The organism is Candidatus Pelagibacter sp. HIMB1542, assembly GCF_052047835.1.
GTDB lineage: Bacteria > Pseudomonadota > Alphaproteobacteria > Pelagibacterales > Pelagibacteraceae > Pelagibacter.
The window spans coordinates 506,667-525,873 of the sequence record NZ_JBNAJB010000002.1 but is presented as its reverse complement, the minus strand read 5'-3'; the positions used below and the strand labels follow the sequence as shown (position 1 = coordinate 525,873).

Below are 19,207 nucleotides of genomic sequence, written 5' to 3'. Positions count from 1 at the left end.
CAAAAAATTACAATAGATGTATAGGCTGATTTTAAAGATTTTCTGACCATTTTTTTAAATTATCAACACCTTCTATAACCTTGGGTGCTAACTTTTCGATTATATTAAAATCAATAGATTGATCTTCCTTAATACTATTCATGAATTTTTCTCCATCAAAATCAGTAAAGCTTAATCTTGCAAGCATTTTACTTTCATTAAATCCAAAATCTGATCCAGGTAATAAAGCAACACCTGTTTCTTTTAAAATATTTTCACACATTTCTGATGAAGTTTTAAATTTAGAATTTAAAAATTCAGGCATTAAATAGAAACCTCCTTGGGGTTCATTAATTAAAATTTTGTTTGATTTTAAATTTTGATAAACATAATTGCCGACAGCCTTTAAAATGTTTCTAGATTTATTAATGTATTTACTATGATTGTTTTCATATGCTTTTATTGCAGCATATTGGATGGGCGCACTTACTGCTGAAAAGGTTTCACTGGCTAAAACATTAATCATATTTTTTATGTCATTTAAGCTCTCTGGAACAATAAAATATCCCAATCTCCAACCACCAGCTCCACACCATTTACTTAGGCCGGTACTGATAATTGTTTTTTCAGGACAAAAATTTGAAATAGACTTATAATTTTTTGTAAAAGTCAGTTCTGAATATATCTCATCAGATAAAATTATAAGATTATGTTTATTTGCAACATTAGAAATCTCTTCCAAATTTTCACAAACTTGTCCTGAAGGATTATTGGGGGAATTTAAAAATAATAAATAATTTTTATTTTTATCTTTTAATATTACTTCCTCTATTTCTTGAGCTGTAGGGAACCAATTATTTTCTCTTTTTGTTTGTAAAATTTGAATTTTGTTTCTTCCTAATATTGCTTGTGGCGCGTAAGAAACCCAACTTGGTGCAGGTAATATAATTTCACCATCGAATATTACATGAAGTAAAAACATCAACTCTTTAGAGCCTGGTCCTATGATAACATTTTTAGAATTATATTCATAATTTTTTTTCTTTGATGTGTATTTTGCAACAGACTGTCTTAGCTCTGAAAGACCTTGCATGGGCAAATATTTGTTTTGATACGCATTATTTTTAAGCTCCTCTACTACGTCTTGAGGAACTTTAAAGGGTGATTGTCCAAAACCAAATTTAAATATTTTTTTTCCTTCATCTTCAAGTTTTTTTGAAGCTTCATTAATTGCTAGCGTAGAAGATGGTTTTAAATCTTTAACTATATTTTTTAACATTTAATAACTTAACTGTTTCAAATTTTTGTATTGTTTTAAAACTTCTGGGTTTGCTAAAGCTTCTTTATTTTTAACAACACTTCCTTCTATAGTGCTTTTAACTGCAAGCTCAACAATTTTACCACTTTTGGTTCTTGGAATATCTTTTACAACAATTACTTTACTAGGGACATGTCTTGGTGATGCATTTATTCTTATTTGAGTTTTTATTCTATTAAGTAAAGAATCATTAAGTATGTATTCATTACTCATTACAACAAAAAGAATTATTCTTATATCATTATCCCAAGATTGACCAACTACTAGTGCTTCTTTAATTTCTTTAAACTTTTCAACCTCAGAATATATTTCAGCAGTACCAAGTCTTACACCTCCTGGATTAAGGGTAGTGTCAGATCTTCCATGTATAATAAAACCATCAGTATTTCTTTTTTCAGCATAATCACCATGATGCCAAATATTTTTATATTTATTGAAGTAAGCTTTTTTATATTTTACGTCATTTTTATCATTCCAAAATTTAAGAGGCATTGATGGAAATGGATTTTTACAAACAAGTTCACCTTTAGAATTTTTTAAAGATTTGCCACTATCATTAAAGACATCAACATCTAAACCTAAGCCAGAATTTTGTATTTCACCAATATTTACTGGCTGATATACATTTCCTAAAACAAAACACGATACAATATCTGTACCACCCGAAATAGATGAGAGATGAACTTTCTTTTTAATATTTTTGTAAACATATTTAAAACCTTCACTTGATAAAGGAGAACCTGTTGAACATATTGTTTTTAGTTTTTGAAGTTTATATTTAAATTTAAGATTAGGTTCTAATTTTCTTAGAGCATCAATATATTTAGCACTAATTCCAAACAGAGTAATTTTTTCTCTTTGTGCTATTTTTAAAAGTAAATCACTTGATTTATACATTGGAGAACCATCAAAAAGTACTATTGATGCCTTTGAAGCTAACGAGCTTACTAACCAATTCCACATCATCCAACCACAAGTAGTAAAATAAAACACGTTATCATTTTCTTTTATATCGCAATGTAATTGGTGTTCTTTCTTATGTTGAAGAAGAACTCCACCAGTTCTGTGGCAAATACATTTTGGTTTTCCAGTTGTTCCACTTGAATATAAAATAGTCAACTCACTTTCGAAATCATACTTTTTAAAATTTATTTTTTCAGATTGATTATGAATAATCTCACGCCATTTAATTAAATTTATTTTCTTATATTTACTTTTATTAGTTACATATTTTTTTCCAGGATAATTAACAATCACAACATTTTTAATTGACGGAATAGATTTTAAAATTTCAGATAATCTCTCTAATACATTAATTTTTTTCCCATTGTAAAAATACTGGTCTGTAATGAACAAAACTTTTGGATTAATTTGAGAAAATCTCTCAACAACACCTTTAATACCAAAATCAGGACTGCATGATGACCAAATGCTTCCTATAGTGCTCGCTGCTATAAACGCCTCAACTGTCTCGATAGTATTAGGCATATAAGCTGCAACTCTATCTCCTTTTTTAATTTTAATTTCCTTTAAAAACTTTACAATTTTGCCTGTACTTAAATTTAATTCTCTCCAAGATTTTTCTTCTCTAAAGCCATTTTCGCTTATAAAAGTAATCGCCTTATCATCATTATTTTTTGACAATAAATTCTCACCAAAATTTAACTTACTACCTGGTAAGAATAAATTTTTATAAAATATTTTAGATTTTTTAATTTTTTTTTTACTTTTCAATCCTTTAATTTCTGAAAATTCCCAAAAATAATTCCAAAACTCAGGAGAATTTTCAATAGTCCAATTTAAAAAAGTTTTGTAATTTAAATTAAATTTTTTTTTGATTTTTTTTGAAATAAATTTCTCAAAAGCATAAAGATTTGAATTTTTTTTCTCTTTAAAAGATGCTTCCCAAAGTTTATTGGTCATTTTTATTTTTTTAAATTACTATTATAGAATTAATCTCAATTATGATATTCTCATTAATATTAATATAAAAATGAGAACTTTTTACCCTCCGATTCGGTCATGTTTTAGTCTATTTTTGTTCTTTAGCACTAACAATATCTGGTAGGTAAAAAAAATTATACACCAAAGATAGAAATGCCTAAAAATAAAATTAAAGCTGTTCTTGGTCCAACAAACACAGGTAAAACTCATCTTGCAATTGACACAATGCTATCTTTTGACAGCGGAATGATTGGGTTCCCATTAAGATTATTAGCAAGAGAGGTTTACGATAAAGTAATAAAAAAAATTAGTATAGACAAAGTTGCTTTAATTACTGGTGAAGAAAAAATAATTCCTACAAACGCAAAATATTATTTATGTACAGTAGAATCAATGCCTATTGAAAAACATTTAGAATTTGTGGGCATAGATGAAATTCAAATGTGTGCAGATCATGAAAGAGGTCACATATTCACAGATAGATTATTAAATTTAAGAGGTGAAAAACTTACAATGCTAATGGGTTCTAGTACTATTAAAAACATCATATCGAAATTAAATGAGGATTTAGAATTTGTTAATAGAGATAGATTATCAAAACTCACTTATGCCGGACATAAAAAGATATCAAGAATAAATAGAAAAACTGCAATCATAGCTTTTTCAGCGGAGGAAGTTTATGCAATAGCAGAATTAATAAGAAGACAAAAGGGTGGGGCAGCTATAGTTATGGGTTCATTAAGTCCTAAAACGAGAAATGCTCAAGTAGAACTTTACCAATCTGGAGATGTCGATTTTTTAGTAGCCACTGACGCTATTGGAATGGGAATAAATATGGATCTAGATTATGTATATTTCTCAAATCTTAAAAAATTTGATGGAAAAAAATTAAGAAAATTAAATTTATCTGAAATAGGTCAAATAGCGGGAAGAGCTGGAAGATATTTGAATGATGGTGGTTTTGGAATAACTGGTGATTGTAAAGAAATTTCACCTGAAGAAGTGGAATTAATTGAAGGACATAAATTTGAAGAAATAAGAACTTTATTCTGGAGAAATTCTGATCTTAATTTCAATAACCCAAATTCACTGATTAAAAGTCTTGAAGAAAGACCCCAGATGGAATGGTTAAGAAAAGTTCACGAATGTGAGGATGAAAGAGCGCTAAAATATTTTATAAAAGATGAAAAAAATAATCTAGAATTTAACGAAAGAACTCTCAAATTATTATGGGAATGTTGTCAGATACCTGATTTTGTTAAAAAAACCTACGGCAATCATTATGAAGTGATCAGAAATGTTTTTAAATTTTTAAACAGTGAAAAAGGTCTAATTTCAGAAGATTACATGAGATTACAGCTCATGAAACTTGATAAATTAGAGGGAAATGTAGATTCTTTATCAAATAGAATTGCAAATGTAAGAACTTGGTCTTATGTTTCAAATAAAAATAATTGGGTAGAAAATCAAAATTATTGGATAGAAAAAACAAAACATTTAGAAGATAGACTTTCTGACAGACTTCATGAAGAACTTACCAAGACTTTTATCGACAAAAGAGCAAGTATACTTGCAAGAGGTTTAAAACAAGACATGGAATTCAAAACTGAAATATTACAGAACAATGACGTTAAAATAGATGATCAGTTTATTGGTAAAATTAAAGGTTTGAAATTAGAATTAGATTTAAAAAAAGGCTCTCTTGAAACTGATATCAAGTCATTAAAAAAAGCTGCTAGACAATCAATTGGACCTGAGTTTGATAAAAGAATTCAGTCAATTGTAGATACAGGATTAATAGATTTAAAAGAGGATTTTAAAATATATTGGAATGAATTTCCAATTGCTAGACTGTTACCAGGAAATGATTATTTAAGTCCTAATTTTACTTTAGTTGTTGATGACATTATTGAACAAAATCCAAAACAAAAACTAAATGATTTTATTCAAAAATGGTTAAACTCTAAAATAGGCGATGTCTTGAAAAGTTTAATAGATTTAAAAAACATTAAAGAAGATAAGTCTTCGATTAAAGCTTTAGCTTATCAGCTTTATGAAAATAATGGTGTTTTAAAAAGAGAACAAGTTTCTGATTATTTAAAAAATCTTGAACAAATAGATAGAAAAGTACTTAGAGAATTGGGTGTAAAATTTGGAAGATACCATGTATTCCTTTATCAGCTTATAAAACCAGATGCTGTATCTTTAAGAACCTTATTGTGGAAAAATTTTCATCAAAAATTCTATAATTTAAAACCACCAACTTTTGGATTAAATTTTTTAGAAGATAAAGATTCTCAAAATAAAAACTTTATGCTTCTCTGTGGATTTGAAAAATTTGATAATCTTTTTGTAAGAATAGATATTCTTGAAAGACTCTTTGTACAAATTATTAATGCTACTTCAAAAGAAAATAATGAAATAAAAATGATACCTGAAATGTTAAATCTTTTAGGGTGCAGCAAAGAGAACTTTAAAAAATTATTACAAAAAATGGGTTATAAAACTTATGAGAAAGAACAAGACATGTTTTTTAAATATAATCCTGTTAAAAAATTTAAAAAAATACAGAACAAAAAAGTTTCAAATGAAAATCCATTTAAAGTTCTTAAAAATCTCAAGCTAGGTTAATTTTATGTTTTTTAAAAAGACAGATAAAAAAGAAGAGAATAATTTTATAGTAAAAGTTTGTGCTTTATTAATCCATGCTGCAAAAATAGATGAAAATTATACTGACAAAGAGGAGGAAATAATTAAAAAAACACTTCTAGAGTTGGGCCTTGAAAGTGAAAAAATCACAAAAACTATACAAGATGCAAAAATTATTGAGGAAAATTCAAACCAAATTTTAGACTTCACAAGAGAAATTAAAAATTTACCTGAAAAAGATAAAATTAAAATAGTGGAAGCTCTTTGGTCAATTATTTATTCTAATAAAGATGCGGATATGTATGAAACAAATCTTATGAGAAGATTAGCGGGACTTTTATACATTGACAGTAAAACTATGGGGGATATTAAGCATAGATTAAAAGAGGAAAGTAAAGAGTGACTTATATTGTAAACGATAATTGTATTAAGTGTAAGCTTACTGATTGTGTAGACGTTTGTCCGGTTGATTGTTTTTATGAAGGTAAAAATATGCTTGTAATTAAACCGGATGAGTGTATAGATTGTGGCGTTTGTGAGCCAGAGTGCCCCGTTGATGCTATAAAAGCAGATACAGAACCTGGAAGCGAAAAATGGTTAGAGATCAATAAAAAATATTCAGAAATCTGGCCAAACATAAGTGAGAAAAAAGATCCCCCAGCGGATCATGAAAAATTTAAAAATGAGCAAAATAAGTACGAAAAGTATTTTAAAGAAAATCTTTAAAGGTAAATCAGATAAAGAAATGACAAAAAAAGTTAAAAAGAAAAAAGTAACTAAAGTTAAAAAAGTTGTAAAAACTAAAACTAAAAAAGTCAAAAAAGTAGTAGTAAAAAAAGCTAAAAAAGTATTAAAAAAAATTCCAAATAAATCTCCTAAAATAAAAAAAGTTTCAAAAACTACTGAAACGCCAGATGAACCGAAAGTTGATAATTTAAGAATATCAAAAACTAATGAGGTTAAACCTGAGATAAAAAAAGTTAAAAAACAAGAAACTGAAAAAAGAGAATTTAAAATTAAAGATTATGTTGTTTATCCAAAACATGGCGTTGGTCAAATTACAGAATTTAAAAAAATAAATATCGGTGGTATTGATGTTGAAACATACGTTATCAAATTTGAAAAAGATAAAGCTAATGGTATGGTACCCGTTAACAAACAGTCTCACCTAAGGCCTTTAGCAACAATTAATCAAGTAAACAAATGCATTTCTATATTAAAAAGTAAGCCAAAAATCAAAAGATCAATGTGGAGTAGAAGAGCACAAGAATATGAGGCAAAAATTTCATCAGGTAAAATTTATGAATTAGCTGAAGTTGTAAGAGATCTAAACAAAGGTGATGATCTTATGGTTGATCAATCTTATAGTGAAAGACAACTTTTTGAAAAAGCTTATGAAAGAATGCAATCAGAATTTCAGATAATTTTAAATTTATCACCAGAAGACACTCAAAAAAAATTAGATAAAGCATTAAAGAGAAATGTTGGTGGACAAGCACAAGCTATTAGCGCTACTCCTAAAACTCCAACTGCTGATTTACCTGTCGAAGAGCCTATTTCTGAAACTGACGAACCTTTAGACGAATAAAAAAAAACGCCTCTCACACAAAAAGTTATGAGAAGCGTTTTTTGTAAAGAATACTAAGTTATTATTTTCTTCTTTTCTTAGCCTTTTTAGCTTTTTTCTTTGCTTTTTTCTTAGCTTTTTTCTTAGTTTTCTTTGCCGCTTTTTTTCTTTTCTTAGGCATCTTTAGCTCCCTTTTTAGTTTAACGAATCAAATTGATTCGCTGTTAACTTATTTTTATTTTTTTATACAACTTATGTCAAATCATTAATTAAAAGCGAATTTTAAAAAAAATATTTTTTATTTTTTATTTTTTATAAAAAATTTTTTTATTAATTTAGTTAATGTTTATGCGGTAAATAAACTCTTAATTTAAAGAAATTTAATAAAGTTTTTCTATTTCACTTTTATACTTTTCAATAATTTTATATCTTTTTAACTTTAAAGTTGGTGTCATTAATCCATTTTCAATTGTAAATTGATCTTTAATTACAAAAAACTTTTTAATTTTTTCTATCTTAGATAAGTTTTTATTTATTGTTTCTATTTCTTTTGAAATGTTTTCATCTGACACATTGCTTTCATTATTATTTAAAACTAAAATAGCTATTAAATATGGTTTGTTATCTCCATAAACTAATGCTTGGTCTACATATTCAATCTTCAGTAAGTCATTTTCAATTTTTACAGGAGAAATATTGTCACCACCTGGTGTAATTAAAATATCTTTTTTTCTATCAGTAATTTTTAAGTATCCGCTTTCAAAATGTCCTATATCTCCAGTGTATAACCAGCCATCCTTTAAAACTTTTTCAGTCTCTTCCTTTTTATTCCAATAACCTAACATAACGTTTTCACCTTTAACCAGAATTTCACCATCATCAGCAATTTTCACCTCATTACCACTAAAAGCAGGACCTACTGTATCTATCCTTATATCTTTTATTGGGTTACAACTTACAACTGGAGAAGTTTCAGTTAACCCATACCCTTGCAAAGTCGGTAAACCTATCGAATTTAAAAAAACACCCACTTCTTTATCTAGCGCACCTCCTCCAGAAATGAATGCTTTTAAAGAACCTCCAAACTGAGCTTTTATTTTTTTTCTAACTATTGTTTCACAGATTGTATTTTGCACTTTTTCAAAAAAAGTAAGTTTTTGATTTGTTAGTACTTTTTCTCCTAGATATAGCATTTTGTTTATTAGAGATTTTTTAAAGCCAGTAGCTTTATTAAAAGTTGAATTAATTTTTTGATACAGATTCTGATAAAATCTTGGAACAGCTGTCATAATATCTGGACTACACTCCCCCATATTTTTAATTAGCTTATCTATACTTTCTGCGTAGTAAACTTCGGCACCTATTGCTATTTGGACAAACTGAACGGTGTGTTCATAAGAATGAGATAATGGTAACCAAGTTAGGAATTTAGGTTTGTAAGATATTATCTCTTTTAAAAGTGAAATAGAACCTTCACAATTATTTAAAATCCCCCCCATGACTAAGCATTACTCCCTTGGGGTTACCTTGGGTTCCTGATGTATAAATAATACAAGCTACATCTTTTCTTGAAATTTCTAATTTTAAAAAATCTATCTCTTCACAGTCGTTCCTCAAAAAAATGTCTTTAACGCATATAGTATCAGATTGACTGTCAATTTGATCAAAGGTGATAACCTTTTTTATAAATGGCTTTATAGAAATTATATTTTTAATTTTATTATATTGAACTTGATCTGAGACAATTATTACTGATGGATTACAATCATTAATTAAATATTCATAATCTCTTTCGGTATAAGTGGTATAGGCTGGCACAGTAATTCCACCTGCTAACATTATCGCTAAATCAGATATCATCCATTCAGGTCTATTTTCTGAAATTAATAAACATCTATCTTTTTTTTGAATTAAAGATTTAAGCTCATTGCTTAATTTTATAATATTCAAATAAGTATCTCTCCAAGAAAATTTATCGTTTGGATTTTTTAAGGATTTTAGAAAAATTTGATCTGCTTTTTCTTTTGTATACTGATTATAAAATAATTCTAAAAGATTATTATAGTTTTTTATATTCATAAACTTTGGTGGGCGAAGAGAGAATCGAACTCTCACTTCTTGCGAAACACGATTTTGAGTTATACGCGTTCACTATTACTCCTTAATTTATTGAATGAATATTATGTTTTTTTTTAGTGTACGACAAGTGTACGATCTAAAAAAGGAAATTTAGTTGACTTTTTAATTGAAAACCTAATCTTTATTGTATACTTTGATTTTATAATGAAAAATAAATATTTATCCAAAATTCAAGCTGCTACTAAAATTTTTAAAGAAAGAAAAATACCTTTAACTTCTAGAGAAATAGTAGAGATAGCAATGAGAAGAAATCTTATTAAAGTAAATGGTAAAACTCCACATGCTACTATGAACGCAGATTTCATCAACGAAGGAATTAGAAGAACGAAGAGAAAACTTAAACCTAGGTTTTTGAGAACTTCTGATGGTAAATGGAGATATGATGGAGACTAAAAAAGATTTAGGACAGTTTTTTACTCCCAAATTTATAGTGGAATTTATGATAGGTTTAATTAAAAAAAAAAACCTAAAATACTAGAGCCATCTTGTGGTGAGGGTATTTTTTGTGATGAATTATTAAAAAAAAAATTTAATCACATCACTGCTTTTGAAATAGACAAAAGATTTTGTCCATCTTACGCGGTGAATCAAAGTTTTATATCATCTGAATTTAAAGAAAAATTTGATGTTATCATTGGAAATCCCCCATACATAAGATGGAAAAATCTAAATAAAAAACTTAAAAATGAACTAGATACGAACATACTGTGGAAGAATAATTTTAATAGACTATGTGATTATTTATATATTTTTATATTAAAGTCTATTCATTTACTTAAAGATGAAGGTGAATTAATTTTTATTACTCCAGAATATTGGTTTAAAAACTTACATTCTCAGAACTTAAGAAACCTAATAATAAATGACTGCTACATAGATGAAATTTATTATTTAAATGAAGTAGATATTTTCAAAAGTGTTAAAAGTTCTTTTATTATTTTTAAGATAATAAAAAAAAAAATTAAGCCAAAAATTAAGTTATTTAAGATAAAAGAAAATTTTAATAAAATTGACACTTTAGAAAATATTTTTTTAAATATTGATCAACACTTTGATTTTTTTGAAATTGATCAATTTAAATTAAACAAAAAATGGCTGCTATTCAAAAAAAACTTAATTGACGAATGTGATCAGTTAGAAGTTTCTTGTATTAAATTTGAAAGAGAAAAAGAATTATTCTCTAGTAATAATCCTAACACTCTTGAAAAAATATCTACTATAGCAAATGGGTTGGTTAGTGGTTTTGATAAAGCCTTTATTTGTAATGATATTTTATATTCTAAATTAAATAAAATAGAAAAGAAATATTTAGTTTCAATTGTTAAATCAAAACATCTTATAAAATATAAATTCATAAATTCTCAAAAATATATTTTATTAAATGATGCTAATACAAAAAATTTTAAAAAAGAATTTCCTAATTTTTATGATCATTTTGAACCTTTTAAAACAAAGTTATTGGAAAGGTATGATTATAAAAATGGAATAAATTATTGGGATTGGTCATTTTTAAGAAGTTATAAACTACAAAAAACAGATCAAAAAAAAATTTGTATCCCTTGTAAGCTAAGAATTAAAAGTTATGAGGATATAAATTTTTCATTGGTTGATGAAAAATATCTTTTAACACAAGATGTTACATCAATTTTTATAAACGAAGAATTAAAAGAGGATATAAGATATGTATTAGGTTTTTTAAATTCTTCAGTTGTAAAAAAATGGATTTTTATAAATAACAATAACAGAGGAAATGTATTAGAATTTTCAGAAGAGCCTTTAAAAAATATTCCAATAAAATTAATTGATTGGAAAAATAAATCTGAAACTAAAATTTATGATAAAATAGTTTATTATACAGATAAAAATCTAAGTGAATATAATACAAAAAATTCTAAGGCTATAGATCTCCTCGTTAATGATCTAATAAATATAAAAAAGGATTAATAAACTTTTTATCAAGTATTTTTTTTCTATTTTGAACACTTTTTATATAAGTTTTTAGATAATCTGATGCCCAATCTTTTTTACTTTTTGTATAATTTTGATCAATAGTGCTAACATCAAATTGAATTTGTAAGGCGGCAGCCCAATTAATATAAATTTTTTCTGGTGTAATTTTGAATAGATCTCTTACAACAATTTCTTTTAAATCTAAAAAATTACCATTTAGCTCCCAATCAATTCCTATGTAATTAATATCTATTTTATTTCCATCATTATTATTAATAATAGACTCAGCAATATGAGCCATTTTATAGGCTGAAATTATATTGGGAGGTTGTCCTTTTTTTGAAATATTTTTGGTTTTAACATCAATTATAATATTCACTTTATCGTCTATAAAAAGAATATCCGCAGTATCATTTTGTTTTTCCTCAAACATTGCTTTGGGCGTCCACTTGTCAAGTGAAGTTTTTCCACGATTAATTATAAAACCAAAAGTTCCTTTGAATAATTCAAGCCTCTCTTGTGCTGTTTTTTTTGAACTATTTTGTTTTAAAAGCTGATTTAAATACTCATATTGTTTAAAAATATTATTATTATTTTTTTTTTTTAAAAAATTATATATTTCATCACAAAAAGGTTCCCCAGAATTATGTCCTGAAAGCTGTCCTTGTGGCTTATTTATTTTTAAATTAGCCAACTCATCAAAATATTTCTTTTCAAATTTGATGCTCATTAATGATGATTATCATAAATAAAGTATGACAGGAATATAAATATATTTATGAAACAAAATATATACTATGAAATGAATACTTGGTTGAATAAACACAAATTTGATATTTTTGGTTCTTTATCATTTAAAAATCATTTTAAGGACAATATTAAACAAAAAAGTTTTCAACACTTTTGGAATAGAGTGGACAGTCACTATTTTGGTAGCAATAGAAGAAATAGAATTGAAAGAATTTGTTTTAATCACGTAGGTTATTCAAACACAAACTTACATTTTCATTTTTTGGCAAAATGTCCAATATTTGAAGATACACAAAAATTTAATGCTGTTTTAAATTTAATTTGGTTTGAAATGAGAGAAAGTGGCAAGTATTCAAAAATAGAATTAATCAATGACAATGTAGCAGTTGCTAAATATGTTGGACATGAAACTTATAAATTAGGCACAGAAACAATTAATACAGAAACTTCTCATCTTACTCACTAGGCAATATAAAAATTCTAATCAGCGATGCTTTTTTGAATTAGTTTATGGAAATATAAATTGGTTATTCATAATAACCTTTATCCATAACTATTGTCTAAAGTATTCAAACTATACCTCTCATCAATTCAAATAATAGAAAAAGAAAACAACTTCGAATACTGATTTCTACTGTTTTTGAGTCAAAATCAGTAGTTTAATGATTTAATAATATGATTGTTTTTAAAACGCTTTGCTCTTTCACGTTCACTTCTTAAACGCAGCTTTAATGCTTCAATACTGCGTCGTATAGCGTTGATAGTATGCTGATTGGATTGATTAAGCAGTAGAGTACTGCGTGGTTTAAATTCGCTAAATCTCATACAAATTTACTTATCTGTTTCAATTTAAGATTAAAACATAACAGAACATACATAATGTTATGTTTTGACGATTTCTCCATATGCTGTGCGAGTTTTAGCGAGTAGTTAAAAATCGATTGCTCTTAAAACATAATGAAACTACTTTTTTTGAAACAAAATCATATGTGAGGAGCAAATGAAACAAGCAAAAATATTAACTCAAAAACAACTAAATTTATTTTTTAAACAGCTCGAAATTTATCCCAACGCAAAGCGAAATCGATTGATTATAGCATTCACTTTTTTTGGCGGATTGCGAATTGGCGAAGTGGCAAAACTATTTTGGAAAGATGTCATTGATATCAACTACTGTGTTAGAGATGAAATAATACTTTTGGCAGAAAATACTAAAGCAAAAGAAACTCAAAAAGTATTCATTAATAAAAAACTTAGAAATGAAATTATTGAATACAAAAGATATTACAGCAACAAATACTCAAAAATTGACTTAGACACTCCTCTATTAATCACTCAAAAAAGAACTCAATTTTCAGCAAACTCACTATGTCAATTAATCAATTCAATCTATAAAAGATGTGGACTTTCTAATGTGACTTCACACAGCGGTAGACGCTCATTTATCACAGCGTTAGCAAATAAAAGCATCAATGCCAAAGTGATAATGAATTTAGCAAGACATCGAAATTTGAGTACTACACAGCGTTATATCGAAGTGAATGACGAACAATTAAAAAATGCTGTAGAATTGATTTAATTTTCTTCTTCAATAGATATAACATCAGCAGTCTCATTAAATTCACTCTCATAAATATCTGCTGCTTTTTTGGAAGCATCATCTTTATCTGTTGCTAGCAAAGTAAATTCAACTAAAGGCTGATTGTCCCCACTATCAGTACAAAGATAATTTTCTACAGAAGCGTCGGTACTTTTAAAATAATGAAAAACTTTTGCTCTCCATTTTTTTTCTCCTTTAAGAATATCTACTAATTTTTTTTTGTCGTCTGAAGTTGTCATAAATTTAAAGTGGTGGGCGAAGAGAGACTCGAACTCTCACTTCTTGCGAAACACGATTTTGAGTCGTGCGCGTCTACCAGTTCCGCCATTCGCCCTATATTAAAATTATATTATAAAAATATCTTAAATGAATAATGATTGAAAGTTATATTTTTTTATATTTAGCAAATTCTTGATTTAAAGATTCATTTTTCTTTTTTTCTTTTTTTCTTTTTTCCAAAGATAAAAAAATATTAAAATTAATAAAGGTTGAATGAAAACAAATATTACAATGTTTGCTAATTCATATCCCATACCTGTGACATTCCCAATTACTTCAAGAACATAAACACACCAATCAAAGAAATCATTTATCATTGAAATATTATGAAAGATTAATTTGGTAAGAATATGTCTGGATTAGTTGAAATTAATTCCTATATAAAATGTATTGATAAATATTGATTATACAAAAGACCTCCACGATTTAAACACCGTTAAATCTGCCTTAAGAGAGTGTATCTATTTAAAGATACTCAGTCATCAAGAGGATTTCATAAATATGATTATTGAAACAGATGAGGCTTATTATTATGCCGAAAAAAATTATAGAAATAAAATTGTTGAATCAACATTGAATATAAAGGTTTTTAAACAACAGAGAGATCGGGTTGTTCACTTACATTTCGTATACTATAAAGCTTTATATTTCTTAGTAGACAGAGTTTCAATTGATTACAAAAAATTTATGATATCTCTTAGAAAAGATAGAATAAGATTTCATAAATGGTTTGAAAAAAATGGAGTTATCAATACGACAACATATTAAATTTTAAAAAAATTTTATTTATCTTATAATCTAATTAATTTTTGGTTTTTTTAGTTATTGTATAACTCTTACCTTTATTCCAAGGTATTCTCCCTGTTTTGTAACTTTTGCCTTTGTTCCAAGGAATTCTTCCTTTTTTTGACAGTGATATTTTTTTTCTAGCTGCCTCTGAATGTGTTTTACCAAACATTGGGTTATTTTTGCCTTTAACCTTCTTCGATATTTTCTTTTTTGTCTCCTTAGATAAAATTTTACCTATAGAACCAGCTGACATTCTTTTCCTAACAGCTTTTGACCATTTTCTTCCTTTGTTAATAAGAGAGATTTTTTGAAGTGTAGTCTTGCTATAAATCCTTGTTTTATTTGACTCTGTAATTCTTTTTTTTTGATAGTCAGTCAATTTCAGATTCATATTTTTTTTAGTCAAAGAAATTATTTTTTTTGTTTTTTTTGAATGTTTTTTTCCATAAAAATTATTTTTTTTTCCTATTCGAGTTCCTTTTAATGCTTTTGAGATATTTGCTATTACCTCATTATCCATATGTATTGCTGGAAATGCTGCTTTATTAGCCCAATCTTCTTTTTTGTATATTTTTTTATTTACTTTAGTTTCATACTGGATTGCTTCTTTTTCAGTGTCAAAAGTCCAACCTAATCTAAAAGTAAAATTTTGAGGATTTTTTTTAAATTCACTACAAATATTTGATTTACTACTTCCAAAATATTTAATTCCAAAATCATTAATAGGAGAAACTTTATTTCTATATCTTACCCCATGATATTTTTTCCCATCTGATTTTCTTGAAATAAAATATGTGTACGGTTTTACTTTATTAAACTCATTAGTTTTCATTTTTATAATCTAAAAATTTAAAAAAATTATTCATTAATTTTATATGATCTAAATTTTTTGGTGAACTATCTAATAAATTTGGATTAAATAATATTATTGAGACAACTTGTGCTCTAGAGATGGCAACATTTAATCTGTTTCTACTAAAAAAAAATTCTTTATTTCTAGGTAATGAATCGCTATCTGAGGAAGTCATTGAAATAATTGTAATTGGAGCTTCTTGACCTTGAAACTTATCAATAGTTCCAACTCTTGGATTCTCAATTTTAGACTCTTCTAATTTTGAAATGAGCAAATTAACCTGAGTATTATATGGACTGATAATTAAAAAATCATCTACAGCTAATTTTCTTATCTTTCCTTGGTCATCAAACTCAAGACCAATCATTTCTTTCATAAGATCTCTAATAACTTCAAATTCCTCAATGCTGGTTTGAACATTATTTGTATGATTCATTTCAATATAATGTATTCCGGTATCTTGGATTTTTGACTTTTTATTAAATTTAATTAATCTTTTGTCTGTTCTTTCATCACTAATTAATCTCTCTTCATAAAAATTTGATGAAATAAAATTATTTAATTTAGAGTTAAGTCTATATGTTTTATTTAAAAAGATACCTCTATCCTCTGGAATAGTGTCTTTACCTTCTAATAAATAATCTAATATTGATTGACCAGACTCATTAGGATGAGTTCCTTTAATTGGTTGTCCAAGTTGATTTTGATCACCAATTAAAATTATATTTTTTGCCACATTTCCAATACTTATTAAATCTGCCAAACTTACTTGTCCCGCCTCATCTATAAAAAGATAATCAATCTTCTCATCATAAAAAGTACTAGCTAAATGATATTTAGTTCCAGCATAGATTTGTCCTACGTTTAATTCTTTTAACGCATCCATGAAAACAGGATCTTTTTCATAAGTTTTAATATATTCGCCGTTGAATACTGTATCTTCATCTTCTAAAGTTCCTCTTTTATATCCTTCAAACTCAAATTGTTTTTCAATCGCCATATCTTCAATTCTTTGAAGTAGATTGTGAATTACTTTGTGAGATAGTCCAGTGATCGCAATCTTTTTATTTTGTTTTAATAATTCAATAATCGCATTTGCTGCTTGATAAGTTTTTCCAGTTCCAGGGGGTCCTTGTATGTAGAGATAACTGTTTTCTAAATTTAGTATAATTTTAGGTATTTCTTTATCAAACTGCTCTGAAGAAATTAATTTATCACCAGTTTTTATACCTTTAATTTTTGGATGTTTTTTTTCTAAAAAATTATTTAACGCATGATATTTTTTTTCTTCATTAATCAAACTATCAATAAACTTATAGGTATTTGAGATTAATTTATTATTTGCTCTAGGTTTATCTGGACCAATGGAAAGAACATAGGGCAGCATACCAGATGCTGTTCCTCTTTTTAAAAGAACTTCTTTTATTTTATAATCAATATCTATAATTGTTCCCGCATTATCTTTTTGTTCAATATCTTGGTTATTTGCGATAATTGCTCTTTTACTTTTTCTTAATTTAAAATCTTGATCTTCAAACTTATAAGAATAGATTAATGATCTTTTTTCTGGAGTAGGCTTTCCGTTTAATCTCATATCTCCTATACACTCTGGATCATCAATTAATTCCTCATCTGATTTTGTTCGTCTATCAAAAAATTCTCGCCAAGAAGGTTTATCTTCTCTGTTATAAAATCCAATTATATCAGCCATTAACTGTTTAATTTGAGGATTTTTAATTTTAGATTTTTCAACTTTATCTTGATAGGCAAGCATATCTACTTCCCAATCTCTTAAATTCATTTCATTATCTTCTTTTTGAGAAGTGAACCATGAGGTCTCTTTTGGCTTTATGTCTAAAAGCCATCTATGAAGTTCATATGTAGATCTACAATCTTGCTTATTATAACTTTCTATTTCATCTAAATATTTTTGGTCCTGAGTTTCGACCCATTCGCTATAATACTCTTGAGAAACATCACCTTTTTGTACATCTCCTTCTCTTTTAAAATTATAAAATTTTTCTACATTTTTTAATGAATAACTATTCTCAGAAATAAACAGTCCTTGAGTATTTACGTTTAATAAATTTACGAACTTATCTAGGTTCATATAATGATCATATTCAATACCTTTTACTTTATGTAAGGATGTTAATTTTAATAAAGCTGTTATTTCATAAGATCCGTAATGATAAATTTTAGAAGATGGGTATTTTTCAAAATGTGACTTAGTGAACTCAAAGAAGTTTATTACATTTTGTTTTTCTTCTTCTTTATTGTGAGACCAAAGAGCTTTAAATTTTTCTTTATTATCCTCTATATAATAAATACCTAATAAATATTCTAATCCACCTGGATAAATGTGATCTTCAACACTTTCTATGTCAAAATACAAATCACAAGCTGAAGGCTCTGGCAATAAATTAAAACCTTTTTTTCCATCTAAATTTCTCGGATTTGGTTGATGAATTGGAACATTAGTTTTTTCATATTCTTTTTGAAGTTTGGCTTGAGTGATTAATTTATATGAAATTTCTTCTCTAAAGCCTTTAAGATTCTTTTTAGGATCTTGTTTTGATAATTTGCTAGCAGTATCTATTTTTAATTGTAGTAATTTTTTTAAATGAACTTTTGTTAAACCACCAACTTGATTTAAGTTATCTTCCTTTATCCATATTTTTTCACACTCCTCTTTCCATGAACAAATTTGACAGAAACTACATTTTTCTGGTTTGGTTTTATCAATTCCATTTGATACAAATTTTTCATAATTTTCTCTATGAGTTTTAAAAAATTCATTAACTTGATTGACTTGTACATTTTCTTCAATCATATCTTTCAGTACAACAGTGAATCTTTTAGGTAATACACCTTGAGTTTTCTCTAACATATATGTGTACATACCTAGTTGAATAATATGATCAGGTTTTGGTTTATTTGAGTTTTTTGTATCTATTACTTCATAACTATAATCACCAAACTTTGATTTAAGATCTTTATTGATAATCAAGAAATCAAACTCTCCACGCCACTTATCTCTTTGTAAATAACCACCATGAATAACCTCCCAACCTTCTTTCATGGCTTGTATTGTTTTAGGAACTTTTTCCTCTTTTGAGAGTTTAGTATTTTTTAAATCTATTACTTTTTTATATTTTTTCTTAAGTTCTTTAAGATAGTTTTTCTCGTGTAGATTTCCTTTTTCTAATCTTAATTGATCATTCTTAGATAATTCTATTTTCTTTAGATTTAACTTCTTTTCATTTACCTCGTTAAAAATAGTGTATTTACAGCTTAAATAACTCTTTAACATTGATGGAGAATAAAGATTTTTCATTTACTTAGTGTAGCTTGAACAACGATTATTAAACAAGGTTATTTTTAATATTC

Annotated in this window: 18 protein-coding genes and 1 tRNA gene; 9 read left to right on the top strand and 10 right to left on the bottom strand. The window is 26.7% G+C overall.

All coding sequences use genetic code 11. The annotated features are described in order from the left end of the window. Positions 1-31 precede the first annotated feature (31 nt). Positions 32-1,258, bottom strand: a complete 1,227-nt coding sequence (locus ACTTBI_RS07075; protein ID WP_440653397.1) for a pyridoxal phosphate-dependent aminotransferase — start codon at positions 1,256-1,258, stop codon at positions 32-34. Continuing rightward, a complete protein-coding gene (locus ACTTBI_RS07070) occupies positions 1,259-3,220 on the bottom strand; it encodes an acetoacetate--CoA ligase (RefSeq protein WP_440653396.1) in 1,962 nt (653 codons plus the stop codon). Positions 3,221-3,394: 174 nt separating this feature from the next. Here ACTTBI_RS07070 and ACTTBI_RS07065 point away from each other — a divergent pair, with 174 nt between their 5' ends. Genes ACTTBI_RS07065 through ACTTBI_RS07050 form a run of 4 tightly spaced genes read left to right on the top strand, consistent with a single transcriptional unit; the run spans position 3,395 to position 7,478 of the window. Next, the gene (locus tag ACTTBI_RS07065) at positions 3,395-5,872 is read left to right on the top strand and encodes a helicase-related protein (RefSeq protein WP_440653394.1); all 2,478 of its coding nucleotides are present in this window, start codon (positions 3,395-3,397) and stop codon (positions 5,870-5,872) included. A 4-nt stretch (positions 5,873-5,876) separates the two neighbouring features. Further along, positions 5,877-6,293, top strand: a complete 417-nt coding sequence (locus tag ACTTBI_RS07060) for a TerB family tellurite resistance protein (RefSeq protein ID WP_440653393.1) — start codon at positions 5,877-5,879, stop codon at positions 6,291-6,293. Continuing rightward, positions 6,290-6,616, top strand: coding sequence for a ferredoxin FdxA (fdxA, locus tag ACTTBI_RS07055; RefSeq protein ID WP_075484280.1), 327 nt, complete (start codon positions 6,290-6,292; stop codon positions 6,614-6,616). Before ACTTBI_RS07060 ends, fdxA begins: the two co-directional genes overlap by 4 nt. Next, entirely contained in the window at positions 6,558-7,478 is a 921-nt protein-coding gene (locus ACTTBI_RS07050; protein WP_440653392.1) for a CarD family transcriptional regulator, read from the top strand. Before fdxA ends, ACTTBI_RS07050 begins: the two co-directional genes overlap by 59 nt. A gap of 359 nt (positions 7,479-7,837) precedes the next feature. Here the strand turns inward: ACTTBI_RS07050 and ACTTBI_RS07045 are convergent, their stop codons facing one another. Both ACTTBI_RS07045 and ACTTBI_RS07040 read right to left on the bottom strand, forming a co-directional pair. Next, a complete protein-coding gene (locus ACTTBI_RS07045; protein WP_440653391.1) occupies positions 7,838-8,956 on the bottom strand; it encodes an AMP-dependent synthetase/ligase in 1,119 nt (372 codons plus the stop codon). Continuing rightward, the gene (locus ACTTBI_RS07040) at positions 8,937-9,536 is read right to left on the bottom strand and encodes an AMP-binding protein (RefSeq protein WP_440653389.1); all 600 of its coding nucleotides are present in this window, start codon (positions 9,534-9,536) and stop codon (positions 8,937-8,939) included. The genes ACTTBI_RS07045 and ACTTBI_RS07040 overlap by 20 nt, the downstream gene beginning before the upstream one ends. A gap of 204 nt (positions 9,537-9,740) precedes the next feature. Here ACTTBI_RS07040 and ACTTBI_RS07035 point away from each other — a divergent pair, with 204 nt between their 5' ends. After that, positions 9,741-9,989, top strand: coding sequence for a winged helix-turn-helix domain-containing protein (locus ACTTBI_RS07035; RefSeq protein WP_440653387.1), 249 nt, complete (start codon positions 9,741-9,743; stop codon positions 9,987-9,989). Between the two features lie 189 nt (positions 9,990-10,178). Then, on the top strand, positions 10,179-11,540 hold the full coding sequence (locus ACTTBI_RS07030) for an Eco57I restriction-modification methylase domain-containing protein (protein ID WP_440653386.1): 1,362 nt from the start codon (positions 10,179-10,181) through the stop codon (positions 11,538-11,540). Here ACTTBI_RS07030 and ACTTBI_RS07025 read toward each other — a convergent pair. Beyond that, on the bottom strand, positions 11,509-12,276 hold the full coding sequence (locus tag ACTTBI_RS07025; RefSeq protein ID WP_440653385.1) for a HincII family type II restriction endonuclease: 768 nt from the start codon (positions 12,274-12,276) through the stop codon (positions 11,509-11,511). The two genes, ACTTBI_RS07030 and ACTTBI_RS07025, sit on opposite strands and share 32 nt — an antisense overlap. A gap of 48 nt (positions 12,277-12,324) precedes the next feature. On the opposite strand from ACTTBI_RS07025, the gene ACTTBI_RS07020 reads away from it, so the two are divergent. Together ACTTBI_RS07020 and ACTTBI_RS07015 are read left to right on the top strand one after the other, a co-directional pair. Continuing rightward, positions 12,325-12,762: a hypothetical protein gene (locus ACTTBI_RS07020; RefSeq protein WP_440653384.1), complete on the top strand. Its 438-nt coding sequence runs from the start codon at positions 12,325-12,327 to the stop codon at positions 12,760-12,762. A gap of 534 nt (positions 12,763-13,296) precedes the next feature. Beyond that, on the top strand, positions 13,297-13,875 hold the full coding sequence (locus ACTTBI_RS07015; protein ID WP_440653382.1) for a tyrosine-type recombinase/integrase: 579 nt from the start codon (positions 13,297-13,299) through the stop codon (positions 13,873-13,875). On the opposite strand, the gene ACTTBI_RS07010 is transcribed toward ACTTBI_RS07015, so the two are convergent. The 3 genes from ACTTBI_RS07010 to ACTTBI_RS07000 form a co-directional block, all read right to left on the bottom strand. Further along, on the bottom strand, positions 13,872-14,135 hold the full coding sequence (locus tag ACTTBI_RS07010) for a hypothetical protein (RefSeq protein WP_440653381.1): 264 nt from the start codon (positions 14,133-14,135) through the stop codon (positions 13,872-13,874). The two genes, ACTTBI_RS07015 and ACTTBI_RS07010, sit on opposite strands and share 4 nt — an antisense overlap. A gap of 10 nt (positions 14,136-14,145) precedes the next feature. After that, positions 14,146-14,230: transfer RNA gene (locus ACTTBI_RS07005), tRNA-Leu, on the bottom strand. Between the two features lie 82 nt (positions 14,231-14,312). After that, positions 14,313-14,492 carry a hypothetical protein gene (locus tag ACTTBI_RS07000; RefSeq protein ID WP_440653380.1) on the bottom strand — a complete coding sequence of 60 codons (180 nt, stop codon included), beginning with the start codon at positions 14,490-14,492 and terminating at the stop codon, positions 14,313-14,315. A 184-nt stretch (positions 14,493-14,676) separates the two neighbouring features. Between ACTTBI_RS07000 and ACTTBI_RS06995 the strand changes: the two genes are divergently transcribed. Continuing rightward, entirely contained in the window at positions 14,677-14,943 is a 267-nt protein-coding gene (locus ACTTBI_RS06995; RefSeq protein ID WP_440653379.1) for a hypothetical protein, read from the top strand. Between the two features lie 34 nt (positions 14,944-14,977). Here ACTTBI_RS06995 and ACTTBI_RS06990 read toward each other — a convergent pair whose 3' ends face one another. Further along, positions 14,978-15,796, bottom strand: a complete 819-nt coding sequence (locus tag ACTTBI_RS06990; protein ID WP_440653377.1) for an NUMOD3 domain-containing DNA-binding protein — start codon at positions 15,794-15,796, stop codon at positions 14,978-14,980. Beyond that, positions 15,786-19,154: a TM0106 family RecB-like putative nuclease gene (locus ACTTBI_RS06985; protein WP_440653376.1), complete on the bottom strand. Its 3,369-nt coding sequence runs from the start codon at positions 19,152-19,154 to the stop codon at positions 15,786-15,788. The genes ACTTBI_RS06990 and ACTTBI_RS06985 overlap by 11 nt, the downstream gene beginning before the upstream one ends. Positions 19,155-19,207: the final 53 nt, after the last annotated feature.